The following is a 5380-nucleotide window of genomic DNA, read 5'->3' as shown; positions in this document are numbered from 1 at the left end:
TGGTGTTGGGTGGGGAGTGCGTCTGGTCCTTGAGAACTCAACAGCGTGCACATTGTCAATGCCAATTTTATTGACCTCGTGCTCGATCGGTTTCGGCTGGTCGGGTCATGAAGCAATTCCTTTTGGATTGAAGATTGTCAGTAGACAGTCAACAGTCAAGATCAACTCGCTGACACTTCGGTGTTGGTTGTAATTTTTTACGGAGAGTTTGATCCTGGCTCAGGACGAACGCTGGCGGCGTGCTTAACACATGCAAGTCGAACGATGATGCCCAGCTTGCTGGGCGGATTAGTGGCGAACGGGTGAGTAACACGTGAGTAACCTGCCCCTGACTCTGGGATAAGCGTTGGAAACGACGTCTAATACTGGATATGATCACTGGTCGCATGGCCTGGTGGTGGAAAGATTTTTTGGTTGGGGATGGACTCGCGGCCTATCAGCTTGTTGGTGAGGTAATGGCTCACCAAGGCGACGACGGGTAGCCGGCCTGAGAGGGTGACCGGCCACACTGGGACTGAGACACGGCCCAGACTCCTACGGGAGGCAGCAGTGGGGAATATTGCACAATGGGCGAAAGCCTGATGCAGCAACGCCGCGTGAGGGATGACGGCCTTCGGGTTGTAAACCTCTTTTAGTAGGGAAGAAGCGAAAGTGACGGTACCTGCAGAAAAAGCACCGGCTAACTACGTGCCAGCAGCCGCGGTAATACGTAGGGTGCAAGCGTTGTCCGGAATTATTGGGCGTAAAGAGCTCGTAGGCGGTTTGTCGCGTCTGCTGTGAAATCCCGAGGCTCAACCTCGGGCTTGCAGTGGGTACGGGCAGACTAGAGTGCGGTAGGGGAGATTGGAATTCCTGGTGTAGCGGTGGAATGCGCAGATATCAGGAGGAACACCGATGGCGAAGGCAGATCTCTGGGCCGTAACTGACGCTGAGGAGCGAAAGCATGGGGAGCGAACAGGATTAGATACCCTGGTAGTCCATGCCGTAAACGTTGGGCGCTAGATGTAGGGACCTTTCCACGGTTTCTGTGTCGTAGCTAACGCATTAAGCGCCCCGCCTGGGGAGTACGGCCGCAAGGCTAAAACTCAAAGGAATTGACGGGGGCCCGCACAAGCGGCGGAGCATGCGGATTAATTCGATGCAACGCGAAGAACCTTACCAAGGCTTGACATACACCGGAAACGGCCAGAGATGGTCGCCCCCTTGTGGTCGGTGTACAGGTGGTGCATGGTTGTCGTCAGCTCGTGTCGTGAGATGTTGGGTTAAGTCCCGCAACGAGCGCAACCCTCGTTCTATGTTGCCAGCGGGTTATGCCGGGGACTCATAGGAGACTGCCGGGGTCAACTCGGAGGAAGGTGGGGATGACGTCAAATCATCATGCCCCTTATGTCTTGGGCTTCACGCATGCTACAATGGCCGGTACAAAGGGCTGCGATACCGTAAGGTGGAGCGAATCCCAAAAAGCCGGTCTCAGTTCGGATTGAGGTCTGCAACTCGACCTCATGAAGTCGGAGTCGCTAGTAATCGCAGATCAGCAACGCTGCGGTGAATACGTTCCCGGGCCTTGTACACACCGCCCGTCAAGTCATGAAAGTCGGTAACACCCGAAGCCGGTGGCCTAACCCTTGTGGAAGGAGCCGTCGAAGGTGGGATCGGTGATTAGGACTAAGTCGTAACAAGGTAGCCGTACCGGAAGGTGCGGCTGGATCACCTCCTTTCTAAGGAGCATCTGGTCAGTGCTGTTCACCGTTTGGTGGGTGGTGGCTGGTCCAGGCGCCCGATTCGGACCGAACGTGTCCGACGGGTAGCTCATGGGTGGAACATTGACAGTGCAGTTGGGAGTGATGCTTCCGATCTTCAGTACACCGGGTTCGCCTGGTTGGAACGGGTCGGGGGTGGAGCGCTCAGCTGGTGCACGTTGTTGGGTCCTGAGGGACCAGGCTTCCTGCTGACACGAGAGTGTTGGGAGGGGTTGGGCCGTTGGGTCCTTCGTTGGGCCGCATGATGTCAGACCGGTTGGTTTGGGGGAGTGTGGTGCCGATCGTATGTTGAGAACTACACAGTGGACGCGAGCATCTTTAGATTCGCGTCATCCGAGACCGGTTGGTTGCCCTTGTGGTGATCGGTGTGGTGTCGGTGTGGCGTTGGATCGCAATTTTAATCTTTGTGGTCAAGTTTCTAAGAGCAAACGGTGGATGCCTTGGCATCTGGAGCCGAAGAAGGACGTAGAAATCTGCGATAAGCCTCGGGGAGCTGATAATCGAGCTGTGAGCCGAGGATTTCCGAATGGGGAAACCCCGCCAGGCGACTTGTCGACCTGGTGACTCCCGCCTGAATATATAGGGCGGGTAGAGGGAACGTGGGGAAGTGAAACATCTCAGTACCCACAGGAAGAGAAAACAACATGTGATTCCGTGAGTAGTGGCGAGCGAAAACGGATGAGGCTAAACCGATCATGTGTGATAGCCGGCGGGCGTTGCATGGTCGGGGTTGTGGGACACGTCACTCAGTTCTGCCGGACTGGGACGGTTACAGCGCATCATAGTCGAACCGGTTTGAAAGCCGGGCCGTAGTGGGTGCCAGCCCCGTAGACGAAATGGTGTTATGGCCGGATGTGTATCCCAAGTAGCACGGGGCCCGAGAAATCCCGTGTGAATCTGTCAGGACCACCTGATAAGCCTAAATACTCCCAGATGACCGATAGCGGACAAGTACCGTGAGGGAAAGGTGAAAAGTACCCCGGGAGGGGAGTGAAATAGTACCTGAAACCGTTTGCTTACAAACCGTCGGAGCCTCCTTTGTAGGGGTGACGGCGTGCCTTTTGAAGAATGAGCCTGCGAGTTAGCGATATGTGGCGAGGTTAACCCGTGTGGGGTAGCCGTAGCGAAAGCGAGTCTGAATAGGGCGATTCAGTCGCATGTCCTAGACCCGAAGCGAAGTGATCTATCCATGGCCAGGTTGAAGCGACGGTAAGACGTCGTGGAGGACCGAACCCACTTCAGTTGAAAATGGAGGGGATGAGCTGTGGATAGGGGTGAAAGGCCAATCAAACTTCGTGATAGCTGGTTCTCTCCGAAATGCATTTAGGTGCAGCGTTGCGTGTTTCTCGCCGGAGGTAGAGCTACTGGATGGCCGATGGGCCTCAACAGGTTACTGACGTCAGCCAAACTCCGAATGCCGGTGAGTGAGAGCGCAGCAGTGAGACGGTGGGGGATAAGCTTCATCGTCGAGAGGGAAACAACCCAGACTACCAACTAAGGCCCCTAAGCGTGTGCTAAGTGGGAAAGGATGTGGAGTTGCACAGACAACCAGGAGGTTGGCTTAGAAGCAGCCACCCTTGAAAGAGTGCGTAATAGCTCACTGGTCAAGTGATTCCGCGCCGACAATGTAACGGGGCTCAAGCACACCGCCGAAGTTGTAGATTTCGCACACTAGACAAGCCTTCGTGGTTCAGTCGTGCGGAGTGGTAGGAGAGCGTCGTGTGGCGAGTGAAGCGGCGGAGTGATCCAGCCGTGGACGCCACACGAGTGAGAATGCAGGCATGAGTAGCGAAAGACGGGTGAGAAACCCGTCCTCCGAAAGACCAAGGGTTCCAGGGCCAGGTTAATCCGCCCTGGGTAAGTCGGGACCTAAGGCGAGGCCGACAGGCGTAGTCGATGGACAACGGGTTGATATTCCCGTACCGGCGAACAACCGCCCAAGCTAATCCAGTGGTGCTAAGAGTCCTAACCCGGCACTTGTTGATCCCTTCGGGGTGAGACGGGCCGGTCTAACGCTCGACCCCATGCTGGTGCGGTTAGCGTATGAACAGGTGTGACGCAGGAAGGTAGCTGAGCCAGGCGATGGTATCCGTAAGGTGATCCTGGTGTAAGGATGTAGGGCTGACGATAGGCAAATCCGTCGTCTGTATGCCTGAGACCCGACGCGTACCCGTAAGGGGAATTCAGTGATCCTATGCTGCCGAGAAAAGCATCGACGCGAGGTTGCAGCCGCCCGTACCCGAAACCGACTCAGGTGGTCAGGTAGAGAATACCAAGGAGATCGAGATAATCGTGGTTAAGGAACTCGGCAAAATGCCCCCGTAACTTCGGGAGAAGGGGGGCCGGACGCGTGACCGGATTTACTCCGTGAGCGTTGAAGGCCGCAGAGACCAGTGGGAAGCGACTGTTTACTAAAAACACAGGTCCGTGCGAAGTCGCAAGACGATGTATACGGACTGACGCCTGCCCGGTGCTGGAAGGTTAAGAGGAAGGGTCAGCCTCACGGCGAAGCTCTGAATTTAAGCCCCAGTAAACGGCGGTGGTAACTATAACCATCCTAAGGTAGCGAAATTCCTTGTCGGGTAAGTTCCGACCTGCACGAATGGCGTAACGACTTCCCAGCTGTCTCAACCGCGAACTCGGCGAAATTGCACTACGAGTAAAGATGCTCGTTACGCGCAGCAGGACGGAAAGACCCCGTGACCTTTACTACAGTTTGGTATTGGTGTTCGGAGTGGCTTGTGTAGGATAGGTGGGAGACTGTGAAGCGGGCACGCTAGTGTTCGTGGAGTCATTGTTGAAATACCACTCTGGTCACTTTGGATGTCTAACGTAGGACCCTGATCGGGTTCATGGACAGTGCCTGATGGGTAGTTTAACTGGGGCGGTTGCCTCCCAAAGAGTAACGGAGGCGCCCAAAGGTTCCCTCAACCTGGTTGGCAATCAGGTGGCGAGTGTAAGTGCACAAGGGAGCTTGACTGTGAGACTGACAGGTCGAGCAGGGACGAAAGTCGGGACTAGTGATCCGGCAGTGGCTTGTGGAAGCGCTGTCGCTCAACGGATAAAAGGTACCTCGGGGATAACAGGCTGATCTTGCCCAAGAGTCCATATCGACGGCATGGTTTGGCACCTCGATGTCGGCTCGTCGCATCCTGGGGCTGGAGTAGGTCCCAAGGGTTGGGCTGTTCGCCCATTAAAGCGGTACGCGAGCTGGGTTTAGAACGTCGTGAGACAGTTCGGTCCCTATCCGCTGCGCGCGTTGGAAATTTGAGAAGATCTATCCCTAGTACGAGAGGACCGGGATGGACGAACCTCTGGTGTGTCAGTTGTTCTGCCAAGGGCACCGCTGATTAGCTACGTTCGGACCGGATAACCGCTGAAAGCATCTAAGCGGGAAGCCGTCTTCGAGATGAGATTTCCATGCACCTTGAGTGTGAGAGGCTCCCAGCAGACTACTGGGTTGATAGGCCGGATGTGGAAGCGGGGACTAACGACCCGTGGAGCTGACCGGTACTAATAAGCCGAAGACTTGACACACACTTTTTTCCTGACCCCTTCGGGGGTTGGGGCTCGCGTCCACTTTGTGGTTCCCGACAGACGATCGGGAATCAAACTGAATA

2 rRNA genes are annotated in these 5380 nt (G+C 55.5%); both read left to right on the top strand.

Going from position 1 to position 5380, the window contains the following annotated elements:
• Window positions 1-196: 196 nt before the first annotated feature.
• Window positions 197-1718, top strand: a 16S ribosomal RNA gene (locus DEI89_RS17150).
• A gap of 450 nt (window positions 1719-2168) precedes the next feature.
• Window positions 2169-5297, top strand: a 23S ribosomal RNA gene (locus DEI89_RS17145).
• Together the 16S and 23S rRNA genes form the textbook arrangement of a ribosomal RNA operon.
• Window positions 5298-5380: the final 83 nt, after the last annotated feature.

It is taken from the genome of Curtobacterium sp. MCBD17_030, from assembly GCF_003224255.1.
Classification (GTDB): domain Bacteria; phylum Actinomycetota; class Actinomycetes; order Actinomycetales; family Microbacteriaceae; genus Curtobacterium.
The sequence above is the reverse complement of the archived record's forward strand: the minus strand, read 5'-3'. Positions and strand labels throughout refer to the sequence as shown.